The organism is Fictibacillus solisalsi, assembly GCF_900103485.1.
In the GTDB taxonomy this organism is placed as follows: domain Bacteria; phylum Bacillota; class Bacilli; order Bacillales; family Fictibacillaceae; genus Fictibacillus_C; species Fictibacillus_C solisalsi.
This window is the reverse complement of the sequence record NZ_FNHW01000001.1, coordinates 1,274,453-1,293,551: the sequence shown is the minus strand read 5'-3', so window position 1 is coordinate 1,293,551 and position 19,099 is coordinate 1,274,453. Positions and strand designations below refer to the sequence as shown.

General features: G+C 43.1%; 16 protein-coding genes. 1 reads left to right on the top strand and 15 read right to left on the bottom strand.

Annotation, left to right across the window (positions count from 1 at the left end; translation table 11 throughout):
- Positions 1–442 precede the first annotated feature (442 nt).
- From BLT53_RS06670 to BLT53_RS06655, 4 genes are all read right to left on the bottom strand, one after another.
- On the bottom strand, positions 443–982 hold the full coding sequence (locus BLT53_RS06670; protein WP_090233627.1) for a helical membrane plugin domain-containing protein: 540 nt from the start codon (positions 980–982) through the stop codon (positions 443–445).
- Position 983: 1 nt separating this feature from the next.
- Positions 984–3,929 (bottom strand): formate dehydrogenase subunit alpha, encoded by a 2,946-nt coding sequence (gene fdhF / locus BLT53_RS06665; RefSeq protein ID WP_090233625.1) that lies wholly within the window; start codon positions 3,927–3,929, stop codon positions 984–986.
- A 126-nt stretch (positions 3,930–4,055) separates the two neighbouring features.
- Positions 4,056–4,421, bottom strand: a complete 366-nt coding sequence (locus BLT53_RS06660; RefSeq protein WP_090233624.1) for an STAS domain-containing protein — start codon at positions 4,419–4,421, stop codon at positions 4,056–4,058.
- Between the two features lie 43 nt (positions 4,422–4,464).
- A complete protein-coding gene (locus BLT53_RS06655) occupies positions 4,465–5,265 on the bottom strand; it encodes an STAS domain-containing protein (protein ID WP_090233622.1) in 801 nt (266 codons plus the stop codon).
- A gap of 254 nt (positions 5,266–5,519) precedes the next feature.
- Here BLT53_RS06655 and BLT53_RS06650 point away from each other — a divergent pair, with 254 nt between their 5' ends.
- Positions 5,520–6,776: a YeeE/YedE family protein gene (locus BLT53_RS06650; RefSeq protein WP_425284654.1), complete on the top strand. Its 1,257-nt coding sequence runs from the start codon at positions 5,520–5,522 to the stop codon at positions 6,774–6,776.
- A gap of 72 nt (positions 6,777–6,848) precedes the next feature.
- On the opposite strand, the gene BLT53_RS06645 is transcribed toward BLT53_RS06650, so the two are convergent.
- The 11 genes from BLT53_RS06645 to BLT53_RS06595 form a co-directional block, all read right to left on the bottom strand.
- A complete protein-coding gene (locus BLT53_RS06645) occupies positions 6,849–7,340 on the bottom strand; it encodes a GNAT family N-acetyltransferase (protein ID WP_090233621.1) in 492 nt (163 codons plus the stop codon).
- A gap of 124 nt (positions 7,341–7,464) precedes the next feature.
- Entirely contained in the window at positions 7,465–8,652 is a 1,188-nt protein-coding gene (locus tag BLT53_RS06640) for a MalY/PatB family protein (RefSeq protein WP_090233620.1), read from the bottom strand.
- Complete coding sequence (locus BLT53_RS06635; RefSeq protein WP_090233618.1) at positions 8,649–9,557, bottom strand: NAD(P)/FAD-dependent oxidoreductase; 909 nt, start codon at positions 9,555–9,557, stop codon at positions 8,649–8,651. The genes BLT53_RS06640 and BLT53_RS06635 overlap by 4 nt, the downstream gene beginning before the upstream one ends.
- A 106-nt stretch (positions 9,558–9,663) precedes the next feature.
- Positions 9,664–10,944, bottom strand: a complete 1,281-nt coding sequence (egtB, locus tag BLT53_RS06630; RefSeq protein ID WP_090233617.1) for an ergothioneine biosynthesis protein EgtB — start codon at positions 10,942–10,944, stop codon at positions 9,664–9,666.
- An 84-nt stretch (positions 10,945–11,028) separates the two neighbouring features.
- On the bottom strand, positions 11,029–11,478 hold the full coding sequence (locus tag BLT53_RS06625) for a PaaI family thioesterase (RefSeq protein WP_090233616.1): 450 nt from the start codon (positions 11,476–11,478) through the stop codon (positions 11,029–11,031).
- Positions 11,479–11,577: 99 nt separating this feature from the next.
- A complete protein-coding gene (locus tag BLT53_RS06620) occupies positions 11,578–12,399 on the bottom strand; it encodes a carbohydrate ABC transporter permease (RefSeq protein ID WP_090233615.1) in 822 nt (273 codons plus the stop codon).
- Positions 12,399–13,373, bottom strand: coding sequence for a carbohydrate ABC transporter permease (locus BLT53_RS06615; RefSeq protein ID WP_090233613.1), 975 nt, complete (start codon positions 13,371–13,373; stop codon positions 12,399–12,401). Before BLT53_RS06615 ends, BLT53_RS06620 begins: the two co-directional genes overlap by 1 nt.
- 76 nt (positions 13,374–13,449) lie before the next feature.
- On the bottom strand, positions 13,450–14,727 hold the full coding sequence (locus BLT53_RS06610; RefSeq protein ID WP_090233612.1) for an ABC transporter substrate-binding protein: 1,278 nt from the start codon (positions 14,725–14,727) through the stop codon (positions 13,450–13,452).
- A gap of 107 nt (positions 14,728–14,834) precedes the next feature.
- Positions 14,835–16,271, bottom strand: coding sequence for a response regulator (locus BLT53_RS06605; protein ID WP_170834256.1), 1,437 nt, complete (start codon positions 16,269–16,271; stop codon positions 14,835–14,837).
- Positions 16,249–17,694, bottom strand: a complete 1,446-nt coding sequence (locus BLT53_RS06600) for a sensor histidine kinase (protein WP_090233609.1) — start codon at positions 17,692–17,694, stop codon at positions 16,249–16,251. The genes BLT53_RS06605 and BLT53_RS06600 overlap by 23 nt, the downstream gene beginning before the upstream one ends.
- Positions 17,691–18,653 (bottom strand): sugar-binding protein, encoded by a 963-nt coding sequence (locus tag BLT53_RS06595; RefSeq protein ID WP_090233608.1) that lies wholly within the window; start codon positions 18,651–18,653, stop codon positions 17,691–17,693. Before BLT53_RS06595 ends, BLT53_RS06600 begins: the two co-directional genes overlap by 4 nt.
- Positions 18,654–19,099 lie beyond the last annotated feature (446 nt).

Genomic DNA, 19,099 nt, shown 5'->3' with positions numbered 1-19,099 from the left:
AGCACCCAGCACCGTGCTTTTTCAAGGCTTTTCATTTAGCGGAATCAGGAAGCAGCTCTTTGTTCTTTCTGAAGCAAGGCAACAGCGTACAAAAGCAGATATCTCTCACGGGGAGTCAGCCGAAGCCAATCTTTTACTTTGTACTTCATGTTAGTTCCTCCTTTTTATTTCCCTGTCCTTCCTTTAAACCATCTATAATTTTACCTTTGTTTTTTGAGCGTATCTTTATATTACCACCTCCTAAAATTACCAAACATATTGCTTCCACTTACTTTTCCCTTTTGTTCTCTTTAAATCAACAAAAAAAGATCTGCTTTTGATTACTTATCTGTTAAAAGATAGGGAATAAGAAGCGTTTTTCTTCTAATTTTGCCGAAAATTGACGGAGAAAAAAAGAAAAAGGCTCTCCATTTTTTTTGGAGAGCCCTTCATCTTTAGAGAATCAGCCCAGGCTTTTCCCTGGATCTCTTCTTTGAACACTAAATTCTTCTGTTTGACGTTCTTTTTGTTCGGTTTTTTCGCCCATTCCCTTCAAAAAGGACAAAAGCAGGGTAATCGCACGATTGATTTCCGGGTCTTTCAGCGCCTTTACCAGGCTGAAATAACTCGTTTTTTCTTCCGTATCATTCATCTCTGCTACTCTGGCTACACCCGAGTTCACTTTAAGAAGCAGAGGTTCAATTTGTTTTACATTTAATGTTCCCAGTACACCTGTCAACAGAAGGAGGTTTTTCAATGTATTCGATGTCTCAGGGGTATCTGCTGTTTTCACCAGTATATTCAGCACTTTGTCTCCCTGGCCGAAGAGTCCATTTAAAAGAGTAAGAATACCTCTTTCGTGCATGTGGTTCAAAATGCTCAGTGATTCCAGCAGAGCGTCTTTATTATCAATGAGAGCATCCTCGACTTCCCTTAAATCCTTGCTGCGCAGTTCTTCTTGCGTGAATTCCTGCCGATAGACGGTTTTTGTCGCTTTAGCCATCTTATCTCATCTCCTTTTTCACGAGATCTCCCGGGAATATATAATCTTTTCTTGCCCACTTTTTCTGAACATTAACTCCAATTTGCGGCTGAGGATTTCCATTTCGGTGATTGATGCTTGGCAATGGATCTGTACCTTCTGATTGCAAGATTTCCATTTTGGCCATGGTTTCCTTATAGGCGGGCGTATCCGTATCTTTATCCGCATAGCTGCTTGTCAGCAGGTTGATGGCAGCATCGCCATTATCGTTCATCGGCAGGTAGACTTCTTTCCCTTGGACACGGTCGGTAATATGACATTTCACTTTTACATTTCCGTAAGGTGAAGTCAAACGGACAAGGGTTCCATTTTTCAATCCGCGCTCCGCTGCCAGCTCCGGAGATACCTCAAGGAAAACACTTGGCGTTTTGGACGTTATCCCTTTTGCTTTATACGTCAGGTTTCCTTCATGGAAATGTTCAAGCAAACGGCCATTGTTCACATGGATATCATATTCTTCTCCAAAATGAACAGGCTTTGTCCACTGAAGCGGGAACACGATGGCTTTTCCATCAGGGAACGGGAATTCTTCCATGAATAAATTTGGTGTATCTGTTCCGTCTTCCGCGACCGGCCACTGAAGACTTTTAAAGCCCTCTAGACGTTCGTATGTCACTCCTGCAAATAATGGAGTTAACTGAGCAGCCTCTTCCATGATATCGCTTGGATGTTTATAGTCCCAATTGGCCCCAACAGCATTTGCGACTTCCTGTATGATCTGCCAATCCGGTTTGGATTCCCCAAGCGGCTCTAGCACCTGATAAAGGCGCTGAATTCGCCGCTCAGTATTCGTAAAGGTTCCCTCTTTTTCAAGACTCGGGCTGGCTGGAAGAACAACATCAGCAAATTGAGCCGTTCTGGAAAGAAATATATCCTGAACCACGAAAAAATCGAGTTTTTCAAATCCGGAATGAACATGATTGATATTGGAATCAACAATCCCCATATCCTCACCTTTTAAATACATGGCCTTTAGCGTACCGGAATGCATGCCTTCCACCATTTCATGATTGTTCAAGCCTGGTTTCTCCGGAAGTTTTACTCCCCATCCATGTTCAAAATTTTTGCGTACTCGTTCTTCTTCTATGTGCTGGTATCCAGGCAGTCTGTTCGGCATACTGCCAAAATCACTTGCTCCCTGTACGTTATTATGTCCGCGCAACGGATAAGTCCCAGCCCCTGGTTTTCCGTAGTTTCCGGTGATCAGCATCAGGTTGGAAATGGCTGTACTTGTATCACTGCCTCCGCTGTGCTGGGTAACACCCATGGCCCACAAAACACAAACGGTTTTCGCGTCATGAATCATTTCCGCGATGCGAATCAGCTCTTCTTTTGAAATACCGGTTTCCTGTTCGGCAAATTCCAAGGTAAATGGAGCGAGGCTTTCCACATAATTGCCATAGCCATTCACCCGGTTTTGGATGAATTCTTCATCCGCCCATCCCTGGTCAATGATATATTTGGCGACAGCTGACAGCCAGACAAGATCGGACCCCGGGGCTGGACGAACGAAAAGATCGGCACGTTCGGCCATTTCATGTTTTCGCAAATCAGCTACAATCAGCTTCTGTCCTTTAAGTTTATGTGCACGCTTGATTCTCGTAGCCAAAACAGGGTGCGACTCTGATGTATTTGTGCCTACTCCTATGACCAGGTCTGAGTTTTGAATATCCTTGATGCCGCCGGAATCTCCACCATGACCGACCGTTCGGAAAAGCCCAAGGGTAGCCGGCGTCTGGCAGTACCTTGAGCAATTGTCAATGTTGTTTGTCCCGATAATACCCCTGCCGAGTTTTTGCATTAAATACGCTTCCTCATTGGTACATTTGGACGAACTGATAAACCCGAAAGCATCAGGGCCATAGGTGTTTTTAATTTCACCAAATTTGCGCGCAATCAGTGAAATAGCTTCATCCCATTCCGCTTCTCTGAAGGCATCCCCCTCACGAATGAGAGGCTTTGTTAATCGCTCTTCACTGTTCACAAATTCCCAGCCGAACTTCCCTTTTACACATGTGGAAATGCCGTTCGCCGGGGCTTCAGCATGTGGTTCCACTTTAAGGATCTCCCGGCCTTTTGTCCAGATTTCAAAGCTGCACCCTACCCCGCAGTAGGTGCAAACGGTTTTTGTTTTATTAATCCGTTCATCGCGCATGGCTGATTCCATGTCTGAAATGGCCAGGATGGAACCGTACCCGGTTTCAACCGCTTTTGTAATTTCAATCATGGGACGTAACGTGTCCCTGTCAATTCCGGTCAAATAGCCAGCTTCACCTTCCATGCCTTTTTCCATCATTGCATTGCATGGACACACGGTTGAACAATGGCCGCAGGAAACGCAGGAAGATTCATTAATGGGGACATCATTATCCCAAATAACACGTGGACGTTCACGCTCCCAGTCAATCGACAATGTCTCGGTAACCTGTACATCCTGGCATGCTTCCACACAACGCCCGCAAAGAATGCACTGATCGGGATCATAGCGGTAATATGGATGAGACCGGTCTGCTTCATATGGCTTTTTGGGTTCAAAAGGAATGCTTTGATGGTTGATTTTCATTTCCTTAACGGTATTGTGGACCTCGCAATTCCCGTTGTTATAGTCACAGACCGTGCAATATAATTCGTGGTTATGTAATATCCGATCCATTCCGATCACTTGCGCTTTTCTTACCTCTTCAGAAGCCGTTTCGATGATGTCTCCATTTTTCAGGCCGGTAGAGCAAGACCGAACAAGCTCACCATTGACGCTCACAATACAGGTATCACATGTTTCAATAGCTCCTAAGCTTGGATGATAGCAAACATGGGGAATATCTAGATCACTCGCTGTCAAATGCTGCAGTACGGATGATTTATCTGATGCTTCTGTTTCTACACCATTCACTGTTACTCTGATTGTCACATACCTCACCGCTTTTCATTAGTTTTAATCATCTCTCAAACCCATTCCCTATCAATTCATCTTTAAACGTGATTGAAAATAAAAAAGCAGGCAGCCCATGAAGGGCATGCCTGCTTTTCATCTTTGTCAGTTTGGAAACCGGTCGTTTTGTGAATTCAACGCCGCCAGACCTTTTTCGAAATCAACTGCAGTGGATATGTTTCTCATCGATATTCCCATTTCATTTAAAGTAATGGCAACAGAAGGCTGTACGCCTGTCAACACCACCTTCGCTCCCATCAAATCTGACATCCCCACCATATCTCCAATAATCTTGGCGATAAAGGAATCTACCAGGTCAACCAGCGATAAATCAATCACGACCCCGTTAGCATTTGTAGCCTGAATTTTATTAAGCAAATCTTCCTGCAGGCGAAGAGCTGATTGATCATCCAACTCCTCCTGTATGGAAATCAGTAATGAATGATTGACTTTTAAGATAGGGATACTCAACAGATAAACCTCCCAACGAATTCGATCATCGAATGTTTTTTACTTAATGAAGCATCATATTATCTTTTTGTTGCGGATTATATTCCAAATCAATTTGTATAAACTCATCCAGGTTTCTTAAAAAATAGGTTTTATCATACATATCTTTGTTTTTCATATAGGAAGCATGGCTCGGCTTTAATCCTATGACATAGCAAATTACCCCGACCAGGTTCAGACTGTGAATAAGCTCTTTTAGTGAAGTTATTCCATCGGTTGTCAGTTTGTTTAAATTGCTGAAGTCAAAGAATACCATGTTGAAATCACCGTCATGGGCTGCGTTTGTCAGCGATAAATGGTTTTCTTTAATAAGCTGCGGAGATAGTTCACCGGAAAGCGGCACTAAGCCCGCATGTTCAGATAACCGGATAAAATTGGCCGACAATTCCAAAATACGCTTTAACGATTGTTCAAGCTCCTCTTTTTGTTCCAGCAGTTGGAAGTCAGTTTCAGCCAGCCTTTTGCATTGCTGCTCCACTTTGTTTTCCAATGCCTTTAATTTGCCGCTCTGCTCAATGCAAACGAGGTGACCGACTCCGTCATCCCACTGAATGGAGCAGCTGAATAGGGAGTAAGGAGAATTTACCGTTTGAAGGACTAGTTCTATTTCTTGCGTTAATTTTTCGGAAACGAGAAGAAAAATCGCTTTCTCCCTGCTCTCCAGATCCACCAGATCCAAAAAGTTTTCCTTAGAAGTGAACGTTTCACGTGACTTATCGGAGCGGGCGAGAATATTCAATTGCTCGTCAATCTCAAAATAAGCAATCGGCAAATGTTTAATGTTTGAGCCATGTACGTTGTTCATCATACACCTCCTAGTCCTTCAATTGGTAATAAAAAAGCGAGGAATCGAATGTGTTCCCCGCTGCAAGTCTGTATAACAATTTGATAATGATCTTATATATAGATTATAACACAAAGGGTAAGTATCTTCAACATTACTATCTTTTGTAATCTGAAATAAAACATACAATTCATATCTGATCAATATGGTTTATTTTAAATTGATTGTAGTATAAAATAATTAATTGTATCAAATAAATATCAGGAGTTGATTTGATGGGGATGACAGCAAATGCTCTTCCGAAAAAAACGGAGGCTGTCTCAAATAAAAAGAATAGCGGTTTAGGCTCCCCGCAGCGGAAAATTGTTATTTCAGCTTTGGCTGCTGCGGTAATCCTTAGTATATTCGCAATCAGGATTGGCGGAATGGAGCAGGGTCTTCTGCTATGGCTGGGACTTCTGCTTGGTTTTACACTCTTTCATGCAAGGTTTGGTTTTACATCCGCTTTCAGACGATTTATGGCTGTTGGAAATGGCGAGGCTATCCGGGCGCACATGCTTATGCTCGCTGTAGCCAGTACCTTATTTGCTATCATATTTTCATTAAACACCACTTTGTTCGGCGCAGAGCCCGCCGGCAATGTGTCACCGGTCGGCACGAGCTTGATTGTAGGTGCTTTTCTTTTTGGTATCGGCATGCAGCTAGGCGGAGGCTGTGCATCAGGGACATTATACGCAGTCGGCGGTGGACGATCTGAAATGTTTTTAACATTGATTGCGTTTATCGCAGGCTCGGTTTTAGGTGCATGGCATTATGGATTCTGGATGAACGACACTCCGTCCTTCCAGTCGTTTTCACTTATTAATGACAGCGGTCTTGGCTTATTTGGCGGATGGGCGCTGCAAATGGTCATACTTGGTGCTATCACCGTATTGACCGTTATCGTTGAAAAAAGGAGACGTTCTCCCAAAATGGCAGCACTTCCTGCCGCATCCGGCTGGAAACGGATCTTTTTAGGTTCATGGCCACTCATGTCCGCAGCTGTAGTACTTGCTGTATTGAATGCTGCAACTCTATACGTTAAAGGATCTCCATGGGGAATTACTTCAGGATTTACCTTATGGGGTTCAAAAGCAGCGATGGCCCTTGGAATCGATGTGACAAAATGGAGCTATTGGGGCGGAGAAAAAGCAGCTCCTCTGCATCAGTCCGTTTTTACAGACGCCACTTCAGTCATGAATTTTGGTGTAATTGTTGGAGCCCTTTTGGCTTCCACACTAGGCGGACTCTTTGTATTAAAAAAAATTCCGATGAAGCGTGCAATAGCGGCCATTATTGGCGGTTTACTGATGGGTTATGGGGCACGTTTAGCATTCGGTTGTAATGTTGGGGCCTATTTCAGTGGGATTGCCTCGTTCAGTCTTCACGGATATGTATGGGGAATCATGGCGATGCTCGGTACCTACACAGCGCTTTATTTAAGGCCACTGTTTGGTATGTCAGTTCCCAAATCGACTGACCATTTTTGTTAAAACACATTTCTGAACGCTTTTTCTTCAAAAAGGCGTTCTTTTTTATGTTTTTTTCAATAAAAAAGGAGAGCGTTACGCTCTCCACTCAATAAATCCGGTCTTTGTTTTTGTGTTCACTTCAATTTCAAAATTATGCTTCTCATAAAAATGGATTAAACGGTCCACATGATCCCAGTCCCTAGGGGCAATATCTCCCCGAATAACAGGTATATTATGATCAGCTGCCAGCTCTTTCAGATACTGAATACAAATGGATCCATATCCCTTGTTTGAAGGGCCTCTTATATCACCAATAAAAATACTCTCGTCACTGGTATAAACGGCATCTATTGAAAAATCCCAAATCCCCTGAAAAGAAGTGGAGCAGTCATTCAGCATGATCTTGCACTGGTGTTTGTTCTCATCCTTGTATACAATGGTCAAATTCTCTTCCTTTGTTTGTTCTACACCAACAACATCCCACTTTTTCGCAATTTCCTTCATATCATTCTGCATACGCAGCACCTGAAATTCCAAACTGTCCCGTCCGGTTTCCTGTTCTTTTCGTTCCATTACGGATTGCATCCTGACCCTCCCCTCTGTTCAAACATTATTTATAAATACATCATCTTTCACACAGTTTGCCATTCTACTAGCTTTGCCGGTTTTTTTCAACCCTTACGGCATATAAAAAAGCCCTGATGATGGATCAGGGCTTTTCAATCTTATATTTTTTAATCGCTCGTGCGAGCCGGTTCAGGCCTTCTTTTAAGGTGGCCAAAGGGCAGGCGATGTTAATGCGTTCAAATCCTTCGCCTTCTTTGCCAAAAATATACCCTTCATCAAAAGCAATCTTTGCTTCATCCTGCATAAAGGCCTCCAGCTTTTTGTGCTCCATGTTCAATTCTGTACAGTCCAGCCAGACCAGATAGGTACCTTCAGGTTCAATGACTTTGATCTCTGGGAGTTCTTCAGAGATAAACCGTTTAAGATAACTTAGGTTTTCATCTAAATAATCCATCAGACCTTGCAGCCATTCTTCCCCATGCCGATAGGCAGCTTCAGCTGCAATGATACCCATGGATCCCGGGGAGAAAAAGCCGATTTTCGCAAGATAGGTGTTAAACTGGTTCCGAAGGCGTTCATTTGGAATGATAATGGTGGAAAATTGCAGGCCCGCCAAATTGAACGTTTTACTTGGCGCGATGCCGGTAATGGTCCGGTTTTGTATTTCATCTGAAAGAGATGATATCAAGGTATGCTTATACCGTTTGTAAATCAAATCAAAATGAATATCATCAGAAAAAAGGAGAACATCATAAGCAATACAAAGTTCTGCAACCTTACGTAATTCTTCTCTCTTCCATACCCGGCCAACGGGATTATGAGGGTTGCATAATAGCATCAATTTAATCTTATTGTTCTTAAATTGATCCTCCAAATCGCCGAAATCCATTTCATAGTTATCGCCTGTATACCGGAGCGAGTTCTTATACAGCTTACGTCCATTTTTTCTAACCATATCCCCGAATGGATAATAGACGGGAGACTGGATCAGCACTCCGTCCCCTGGCTCGGTATATGTATTAATAGCTGCTGATATTGCGGGTACTACTCCCGGTGTAAACACTATCCAATCACTTTCGATTTCCCAGTTGTGTCGGGTCTTCAACCAATGTTTTACCGCGTCTATCGTATCTTCCGTTGCTTTGGAATATCCGAATACCCCGTGCTCCAGTCTTGTTTTCATGGCATCAATAACCTCTTGGGGTGCTTTGAAATCCATATCTGCCACCCACATCGGTAACAGATCTTCTTTGCCAAAAATCTCTTTCGTATGGTCCCATTTCACTGAATGGGTGTTTAACCGTTCGATCTGTGTATCAAAATCGTTCATTTTTCCCTCCTGCGTAACTCTTTCTGAATCCAGATTGCCGCTTGAACCCCATCGCCCATCGCAATCGTTACCTGTTCAGAATGAGCAGCAACATCACCGGCCGCCCAAACGTTTTTAATGTTTGTTTCTTTTGTTCTTGCATTTACTATAATATGCTTATTCTCCAGTTGTACACCAAGTTGCTCAGCCAGTTCGCTGTGCACCCGGTTGCCTCCGAAGGCGACAAATGCACGATCACCCTTTATGGTTGTTCCATCATCTAAAACAACGCCTTCAATCACAGCTTCTCCTTTTACCAGAACCTCGGTAATAGCTTTTTGTACATGTTCAATACCCAGTTTGGTAAGTTCTTGTTCTTTGGAAGGCTCAAGCTTTTTTTGTTCATGATTAATATAAATAATTGAAGAGGACCAATAATGAAGAGTTGTTGCCATATTGGCACCTGCTTCACCGGACCCGAGAACGATGACTTTTTTATTCTGCACTTCATACCCGTCACAATCAGGACAGATAAACACCGTAGCTCCAAGGCAGGTTTTTATATTTTTAATATTTGGGAGCCTGTCCGTTACGCCGGTTGCAATCAACAGGGTTTTTCCTATAAGTTTTTCATTGGCATTAGTAGTTATGATAAATCCGTCGTTCTGATTTTCGGCTTTTATGGCCGTTTGGTTTAAAAACTGCACCCCGACACGTTCGGCCTGAATTCTTCCCAGTTGCCTGAGATCTTCACCACTGATACCATCAGGCCACCCCAAAATATTCCGGTAATTTCTGCAAAGATTTGATCTTCCCTCATTGGCATCGAGAATAACCGTTTTGCGTTTATACCTGCCAAGCTGGATGCCTGCCTGAAGGCCGGCTATTCCTCCACCTACAATAATGCAATCAAATTCACGTTCCAATTCGTCTCCCCCGTTTCATGCTGATTTTCATTCCTTAATTTTTCACTTTCATTCATGGTATTAAACCTTTTGCCCGATTAGGGGAGAAAATGTAACGAGAAGGAAATTACTGATGAATGTCCTCCGCTAAACGGAAACCACTGAACTGCCACCTTTTTTCCGGCTGAAAAAAGTTTCGGTATGTTGCCCTGATGTGTGAAGCAGGTGTGGCACATGAACCGCCGCGAAGCACCATTTGATTACACATGAATTTGGCGTTGTATTCTCCAAGAGTTCCTTCATAGGGTTTGTTTCCGGGATAGGATACATACGGGCTCTTCGTCCATTCCCAAACATCACCAAAAGCCTGTAAGAACAGCTTCTCATTTGTATGTTGTGCAGCCTGCGGATGGAATTTTCCAGAATCAGCCAGGTTCCCTTCTATGGTTTGGAGGGTACAGGCGTTTTCCCATTCTTCTTCCGTTGGAAGGCGTTTTCCCGACCATCTGGCAAAAGCATCAGCCTCATAAAAACTGACATGGCAAACTGGATCATTGGGATTTAATTGCTGTTCCCCGGCTAGTGTATAGGTATACCATTCCTCTTCCCGCTTAAACCAATAAAGCGGGGCTTCCCATTGATTTTTCTGAACGGTACTCCATCCGTCACTCAACCAATACTGGGGCTTTTTGTACCCTCCATCTTCGATGAAGGCACAAAATTCATCGTTGGTTACAGGTCTTTTGGCGAGCCGGTAGGAATCTAGCCATACTTTATGAACCGGCTTTTCATTGTCAAAGCAAAACGACTTCCCATTGTTTCCGATCTCGACAAGACCTCCCTCCATCTCAATGAAGGAAACAGGCCCTGTTGAAGGTTCAGATGCATTACATTCGTTTCTTTGATAGGCGGGGAGAAACGGGTTTCTCGATAAATTGTATTTAATATCTGTTAGCAGGAGTTCCTGATGCTGCTGCTCATGGTTCAATCCAATTTCAAGCAGGCTTCCGATTTCATCGCCCATCTCGCCCATACTGTCTGACATGATCAATTCTTTTATGTATTTGTCCACATGCTTCCGGTAAGCAAAAACTTCCTCTACAGAAGGACGGGTGATCAGCCCCCGCTCAATCCTCGGATGAAATGGTCCCGCCGTTTCATAATAAGAGTTGAACAGATAGTCAAAATGATCATCAAATCCGTTATAGTCTGTCAGGAACTCCTTCAATAAAAATCTTTCGAAAAACCATGTGGTATGCGCGAGATGCCATTTAGGAGGGCTTGCATCCTCCATGGATTGAATAATGAAATCCTCCATGTTCAGAGGCTGTACAAGCCTTTCGGTAAAGGAGCGGACTCCCATGTACTCGTTTGCCAGTTTTTCTTGATCAATCATTTGAATGCTCATTATATTCCTCCAAAAAGGTTATGAGTTTTTAGAGAATTTACCCTATTTCCTTTAGGTTCTAAACAGATTAAAAGAAATGGTTTATTAAGGTTGAACAGGGACAAAATAGTCATTTTTCCTGTAGGCGAGCGCTTCCATTACCGCCAAAAGCTCTCCGTCGCTTTCTAACCGGATGTTATACCAGGCCGTACGGTTATTTTTCTTTTCCTCCACAGCTGTTGCTTTTATGGTCGACCCTGCTTTTCCGGCTGCCATATAATTCATCGTGGTCGATAAACCCACAGATGTTTTGCCATGGGAATTACAGGCTGCCGCAAATACAAAATCCGCCAGTGCAAACAAAACGGCGCCATGGGCGGTGCCATGCGAATTGAGCATATGATCTTTAACCTCAATCTCAGCTACTGCTGTACCCTTCCCCAGTTCAGTCAGCCTGATTCCCAAAAAGCTGGCATAAGGCTCATTTTCAAACAGTTCAAAGATTTCTTTTTTATACCTTTCATGCAAGTTTTGCTCTGACAGATCGTATTTCAATACGTTTCTCCTCTTTCGTTTTTTGACTTTTATGAATGATTGATAAATTTATCATATCATAAAAAAACAGCCACCTCTTGTTGGAGATGACTGCCTCTTTTAGCCCTTTACGGATCCTGCCAGCAAACCTTTCACAAAAAATTTACCTAAAAAGATATAGACGAGCAAGGTTGGAAGAGCAGCAAGCAAAGCTCCCGCCATTTGAACATTCCATTGCACAATCTGGCTGCCGGATAAGTTTTGGAGCGCAACCATGATCGGCTGCTGGGAAGAGGTTGTGATGGTTACCGCAAACAAAAACTCGTTCCAGATGTTGGTGAACTGCCAGATTCCCACCACGACAAATCCAGTAATGGATAACGGTATGATGATATGCTGATAGATTTTGAAAATGCCTGCTCCATCAATTTTTGCAGACTCGATCATTTCCTCAGGAATGCTGGCATAAAAATTTCTGAACATCAGCGTTGTAATCGGAATGCCATACACTACATGAACAAAAATAAGACCCGGTATGGTATTGTAAAGCCCGGCTTCCCTTAAAAATTGGATAAGAGGAATTAAAATACTCTGATAGGGAATAAACATGCCGAACAGCAACGCTGTAAAGATCCAGTCTGAACCTCTGAATTTCCACTTGGAAAGAACGTAGCCATTTAAAGAGCCGAGCAACGCGGAAAGCAGAGTTGCAGGTATTACCAGATAAATGCTGTTCATAAGATTCGGTGCAAGTTTTTCAAATGCCAGCTGATAGTTGCTTAAATCAAGGCTTTGCGGCAGCTGCCACATTTCGCTCAACGAGATTTGGTCCAGTGGCTTCAAGCTCGTAATCAGCATGACATACACAGGCATGAGATAAAACAGGCTGAGCACAATCAGCAGCAAATACAATATGGTTCTTGAGACAGTCCTGATTGCCATCAGGATTCCCCCTTTCTGCTCGAAATCAAATATGGGACGATAAAGATAGCAACCGACAGCAGCATAATGATGGAGATGGCTGCGCCGTTGGCATAATAGTTGCCGCGGAAGGTAGTCTCAAACATATAAACACCCGGAACATCGGTTACGAAGTTTGCCCCTGGACCTGTCATCGCATAAATCAGATCAAATATTTTAAGTGAGATATGGGCCATAATGATTACGACACTGACGGTAATCGGGGCAACCATTGGAAAAATAATTTTACGGTAAATTTGGAATTCGGTCGCACCATCCATACGTGCAGCTTCTCTTATTTCTTCCGGAATGGCCCTTAAGCCCGCGAGGTACATGGCAACTGAAAATCCTGTCATCTGCCAGGCGGCCGCAATGACTACAGCAATAACAGCGACCGGGATACCAAACTGTATTTTGCTCCATTGAATACCGGGAATAACGGTAACTGATGTGTACCAGAGAGAATCAAGGCCGAATTTTTTCAGAAACAGATTCACACCGGTTGCCGGGTTTAACAGCCATTGCCAGATGACACCTGTTACGATGAACGATAATGCCATTGGAAAAAAGAAAATGTTTCGAAACAGGCTTTCCCCCCTTATTTTCTGATCGAGGAACACCGCAAGTAGCAGCCCCATGAACAAAACAGCGAGAATAAAAAATAAAGTAAAAAAAAGGGTATTCCGCAAATCAGCCTGGAAGCGGAAATCTTTAAACAAAAACAAATAGTTTTTCAGGCCGGCAAACGATAGATCCGGCACCAGCGAATTCCAGTTGGAGAGGGATACATAACCTGACCAGGCAATAAAGCCGTACACAAATACCGCAACAGCGATGATTGAAGGCAGAATAAAAGCAAATGAGAGCCATTGATCGACATTCCATTTTTTCCGTTTCTTCGCTGAAACGGCCAATGAAGAGCCGGATTGAAATGAAGGCAAGACTTTGGGTTCCATTAAAACCGTTCCTCCCTATGTTTGATTGCTGATATGAAAAAGAGGAAGATTGTTTCTCCTCCTCTTTTTATACTTTTTACTTTTTCAGTTCGCTGCTTGCCTGATTCAAGGAATCGATCAGCTGATTCACATTTTTCTGAGTAACAAAAATATTCACAGCCTGGTTCGCTTTTGTTACAAATCCTTCGGGGGCAGCGGACCCATGCGCGAGGCTGGGAGCGAGCTTGGCTTCTTTAAATTCTTTTATCGTTTGCTTTCCGTATTCATCATACTTGGATTCATCGGCGTCCGTACGTGCCGGAATGGATCCTTTTAACGGGTTAAAGGCATCCTGACCTTCAACAGAGCCAAGCAATGACAAGAATTGCTTCACGTCTTTTACGTTTTTCACTCCTTTAGGAAGTCCGAATGTATCGGTGATAATCATAAACTGTCCCTCGGAACCAGGAGTTGCTACCCATCCAAAATCTTCATTAACTTTCAATTTCAGGTCGTTTACAAAATAGCCCTTTGCCCAGTCGCCCATGATGTTCATCGCCGCGTCTCCCTTGGAGACCAGTTGAGAAGCATCCTGCCAGTTTCTTGAGCTGTGATCATCATTCACATAAGAGAGCATCTTTTTAAAGGTTTCAGCCGATTTTTTTACTTTAGGATCATCAAATTTCAAATCACCGGTCCAAAGCTTCTGGTAATCTTCATTACCCAGCGTACCTAGAAGAATGTTTTCAAAAATCATGGTCGCTGTCCAAGGCTCTTTGTCTCCAAGCGCAAGAGGAGTGATTCCCTTTGCTTTCAACTTGTCGGCCACTTTAAAAAATTCATCAAAGGTTTTTGGCGCTTGAAGATTATTATCAGCAAAAACCTTTTTATTGAACCAAAGCACATTGCCGCGGTGAATATCAACGGGAACCGAATAGATTTTGCCATCTTTTGATACCATGTCGATCAGTTGTTTTGGAAACTTATCCTTCCATCCTTCTTTATCATACAAATCATCTAACGGTTCCATTTTGTCAGCAGCTACCCAGCCGTCGTTCAGCTCTGCTCCCCCATGGACCTGAAACGTGGCAGGCGGATCATTTCCCTGCATTCTGCTCGCCAGAACCGCTTTTGCATTTGTTCCGGCTCCCCCGGCAACTGCCGCATTTTCAACCGGAATGTCGGGGTTTTTTTCTTTAAACAATTTGATGAGTGCCTTCAGCCCGTCCTCTTCACCTGCTCCGGTCCACCAGCTAAAAATCTCCAGTTTTCCAGAACTTTTTTTATTGTCCGGCTCGCTTGAGCTGGATTGGCTGCAGGCTGAAAGAATTAGTGTAAACGCCAGTGCGATCAATATCCAAGCCTTCTTTTTCAAATGAACTCCCCCTTTGTATTGTTAACGCTTACAAATAAAGTATATAAACGAAACCCGCTCAAGTGGGACGTTAATTTCTGCACTTTTTTATCTTTATCTTCACTTTTTTAAGGTGCGGCCCATCCCTTTCTGTGCTGGTTGAGTGCCTTTTCCCTGACATATTGTTTTGGAGAGAGCAAAAACTGCTTTTTGAACACACGGCTAAAATAATTGGGATCCTTATAGCCCACCATAAAGCAAATCTCTTTCAGGCTGTACTTGTTCTTGTTCAGCAGCGTGACCGCTTTATTCAGCCGCACTTCCGTTAAAAATTCAATGAATGTAACATTGGTTTCCTCTTTAAAGAGTTTGGTAAAGTAGGTCGGGCTCAGGCCAACCATTTCTGCAATCTGCTCCAGTGAAAGGGCTTCGTGTGAATGCTCATCTATGTATTTTTTGGCGAGCGACACCGGATCCTTTGCTCTTTGAGCATCCTGTATCATTTGGCAGAGTCCATGAATGAGTTCATCCCATGCCTGTCTGGTCTGTGGATATTGCAAATTGGCTGATTCAAAACCTTCATGAATAAGCCGTTCTTTCAGCTCGATATAAAGGTCTGCTGATCTTCCCTGATTCATGAGCATGCCAAGTATGGCTGAAGCTTCGAAAGGTTGATTGTTAAATATTGCCGAAAGAAGGTTGTCAAATGGGCTTTCATGCGTTGGACCATTTTCAGAGAATAAGGCATAGCGGGGGCTGTCCTGCACTTTCAGACGCATAACGGTATACAGAGCTTCTTCATAGGACCGTCGGATCTTATTCAACTGGGTGTAAGTTGTCCCGATACCAATTCTCCATTTTTCGAAACTGGCGGAAATTAGCCTTTTGGCAAAAAGAAGAGCATCATCCGATGGATCTTTCTTTTCGCTGATGAAAAGAACAACCAGCTGACTTCCATGGGGAACAGCAATAAAGGGAGAAGGCGAAAGTTCATCAAGCAACCCTTTAATGGCTTCTGCCGAAAGGTCTCCTTCTCCTTCCATCACCGTGATATAGGCATTCACCATGTGGGGGTACAGTCGTTGAAGCATATTAATGGGTTCATCCTGCAGCTCGTGCTGCAGAATTTTCAACAGAATATTCTCCAATACAACAGCTGTAGATTCACTAAACAGACTCTCCCGCTCCTGTTCCTCCAAAATGGATTGGAACACCCTGTGAATTGCCGCTGATGTTTCATCATGGGTACTCGGCTTTAATAGATATTCTCTTACTCCCAGTTTCATGGCTTCCTTGGCATAATCAAAAGACTCATAAGCGGTGACCATAATGAACTGTGTGCGTGGCAGCTTTTTGCGAATTTTCTGGATCGCTTCTATTCCATTCATGCCCGGCATTTTAATATCAACCGTCATGAGTTGCGGCTTGTGCTTTTCTGCCAGCTCCACTGCCATTTTGCCATTTGCCGCTTCAGCAGCAATCTCAAGATCAGGAAAACGGTTTTCAATGATTTTCCTTAGTGCTTTCCTTTCAATTGATTCATCATCCACAATTATTGCCTTCAAGTGAATCACCCTCCTCCATGGGAAAGATTAGTTTAACACTTGTGCCTCGACCCTTTGCGGAAGAAATGGATACGAGATTTTCAGCTTGATAAAAAAGCTCCATCCTTCTCATAACGTTCTGCAGGCCAATTCCTGTTGAATGGCCTACATGCTGGCTGTTTTTTTCCTGATGATTGGTAATCAGTGTCACAAGTTCTTCAGTCATACCTGCTCCGTTATCATGAATCTCGGCAATCGTCCTTCCATTCTCTGAAAAAATGTTCAATAAGATGTTTCCGCCTTCTTCCATCCCCTCGACGCCATGGATAAATGCATTTTCCACGATTGGCTGCAGAATAAGCCGGGGCACCTGAATTTTCTTACACTCTTCAGCGACGTTTACAGAAAAAGTGATGCGGTCGGAAAAGCGGGTTTTTTGAATGTAAAAGTACTCTGTCACGACTTTTATTTCTTCACGCAATCGAACCGATTGATTAATATTGCCCAGACTGTACCGGAGAAGTGTGGAAACAGCATGAATAAGCCTGGATGTCTCCTCCGCATTCTCAAAATAGGCCGTCCTTGAGATTGTATTCAGTGTATTGAAGAGAAAATGCGGGTTGATCTGATTTTGCAAATGTTTGAGCTCCAACTCTTTCAATAAGGAATCAAGCTCTGACTTTTCTTCTATTTCTGCGATATACTGGCGGATGTTTTTTCTCATTAAATTAAACGTCTCACCCAGAAGCTTAAGTTCATCGTTTGAATCAATATGTATGATAGGCCCATCCAGCTTTCCGGCAGACACTTCCGATGCGGCTTTTGACAAAATTTGAACCGGCTTGTTGATTCCTCTTGAAAACCATAATGCGAAAAAAACAGCCAGTAATACGGTAGTATTGAACAAAAATAAGGCAAACCATATGAAAGAGCGTTTTCTTCGTTCCAAATCATCATAAAACGTTTGATAGTCTGTTAGTTTATGATCGATCAATGACATAGTCGTATCCTGAAGATAGGAAGAAGTATTACGGGCTTCCTTAATATGCAGGGAATACTGGTCGATATCATCCCGAATCGCAAAGCCGATCGACATTTCGCACTCCTGGATTAAGGTTTCAATCATGTGGATATAGGATTTCACCTGAATTTCCCCAAATCCTTTCTGGTTTTGAAGCTGCTTTGTTTTTTCGTTTAATGTCACCCTGAGCTTCTGAAAATCATTCAGCACACGCTGATTCCTGCCGAGCACAAATTGGTTTGCTTTTTCATAAAGCTGGTTGGACGTTTGAGAGATTTGATTAAGCAGCAGAAATTGCCGAAAGCTGGAATCATATTCCTGGAGAAAGGAACGGCTGCTGAAAAAAATAGAAATGGAAACCACATTAAAAAGCACAACAAAGACAAAAAAATAGAGGATAAGCTTGCTTCGTATTGTTTTCATGGATGGCTCCCCTTCAAATTTGTCATAATATCGGTTTTGGTATATTGAAGAGAACCCGGGTATGCTCCTTTTTTGATGGCAAACAGTGTTTCGACCGCCCGCTCTCCCATGATAAAAGGGTATTGCGCAACAGTTGCATCAATTTTATGCTTGTTTAGAAGGGTTAATGTCTCAGGGAGGGTGTCAAAAGCGATAATAAACGGCCTTTTCTTTTGCTGATACAGAGAGGCCACCTGACTAATACCCAGTCCGTCAAGAGCACTGGTACCATAAAACGCGGTAATGTCCCGATGGTTTTTTAGCAGTTCATATGTTGCCTGTATGGCACCGCTTTTTGTAATGTTGGATTCTCCTATTCCGGCAATTTGAATGCGGGAGACACTTGAGACGGCGTCTTTAAACCCTTTTACGCGAAGCTGCTGGTTGGAGGCTTCGAACCGGCCTGTGACGATCCCTACTTTTTGTTGCCCTGAGGTCTGCTTGATCACTGTCTCTCCGGCCAGTTTTCCTGCGAGATAATTGTCGGAGCCGACATAAGCCAGACGGACACTGTCTGGAGCATCGGTATCCACGGTAATAACCGGGATTCCCTTTTGGACCGATTTGTTGACAAGATAGTTGAAGGTGTCGCTGGAAACCCCCTGGGTCATGATGCCATCCACTTTACTTGCGATCGCTTTGTCAATAAACGTAAGCTGATCTTCGTTATTCGCCTGTTTTGGCCCCCAATAATCCAGATGAATGTTATGTTTTCCTGATGCAGCTTCCGCTCCCTTTTCTACCAGTCTCCAATACTCATTGTCCACTTCTTCGGAAATTAAAACAAAATGATAGGAATAGCGGGAAGGCTGCTGTGCGTTTGAAGTAACCTGGAATGTTTCCCTTCCAAAATAAAGCATTAAGCCGGCATTGAGCATAAAAAGGGCGAAAAATCCGGTAACTCCCACTTTTTTTAACACAATTCATACCCCTTGTAAGCGTTTTTATCCTAATCTTAATGGATTACACACCGGTTGAATAGCCTGTATTTACCTTATTCTTCAAAAAGATCAGCTTTTCTGTTTAAAGATGACGGAAAATAACAGATAAAGAAGGTGCAATCCCAGATAGGATGAAGAAATAAGGAAAACCGGGTTTAAAAAGATTCGATGCACCGTGGTCATAAACACACGATAAGTTACAATCATGTCGTAGACCGTTAGAGAAGCAATAATGAAAAAGCTAAAAAGCTGAGATAGGCCAGACATGAGAACACAGTTGCCGCTGGTTCAAACCTCTCTTTTAACACGTACATGATAACCGGCAGGAACAAGATGAACAGAACAATAACGTTTTAAGCATAGTTTCTCCCTTTCTTATGTCTCGTTTTCTTCCATACTTCCCTGCTCCTGCCTTTTTTACTCTG